1 protein-coding gene is annotated in these 520 nt (G+C 45.2%); it reads right to left on the bottom strand.

The window, feature by feature from the left end; genetic code table 11:
* Nucleotides 1–465, bottom strand: a 465-nt coding sequence (locus A8708_RS00015; RefSeq protein ID WP_461824333.1) for a transposase, incomplete at its 3' end; no start/stop codon positions are given.
* Nucleotides 466–520: the final 55 nt, after the last annotated feature.

The raw sequence follows: 520 nt of genomic DNA, 5'->3' as shown, positions 1-520 counted from the left end.
TTTGTACAGTTCTCCACGATCTGGCAGTAGGGCTACGTGTAGCTTAACTCCAGCTTTCGCTCCTTTCAAAGGAGCCCAGGGCATGCGTCCTAAGCCAGTTGTCATTTTCGTGGAGTCAACAATAAGCAGTTCCTGAGGAATCCCCAAGGAACGACGTGTTTTTCTATTGCACTGCTTAATCATGAGGTGCAACAATTGTTTAAATAGCTCAAAGGGCACTACTTTTGCTTTCTTGGAGATCGTGGAGTAATTGACAGGTTGCAATCCAGACTTTCCCATGCGCTGCTCACCGTCTCGGTAACCTTTCCATTCTTGAAAAGCCGCTTCGCTGAGAAACAAAAATAAATCATAAACGGTAAACTTCCGAGCCACATCGATAAAGCCTAAAGTATCCATAAGGATTTGCATGGTTTCTTCGGGAAGAACCTGTTGCAGAATGGTTGTTAGTGAAGTAGACTTGTTCATGAGGCCGCCTCATTTCGGGTGTTTGTAGGGGTACAAATACCATACCGAATGAGCG

The organism is Paenibacillus oryzisoli, from assembly GCF_001653565.1.
GTDB classification, from domain to species: domain Bacteria; phylum Bacillota; class Bacilli; order Paenibacillales; family NBRC-103111; genus Paenibacillus_E; species Paenibacillus_E oryzisoli.
The sequence above is the reverse complement of the archived record's forward strand: the minus strand, read 5'-3'. Positions and strand labels throughout refer to the sequence as shown.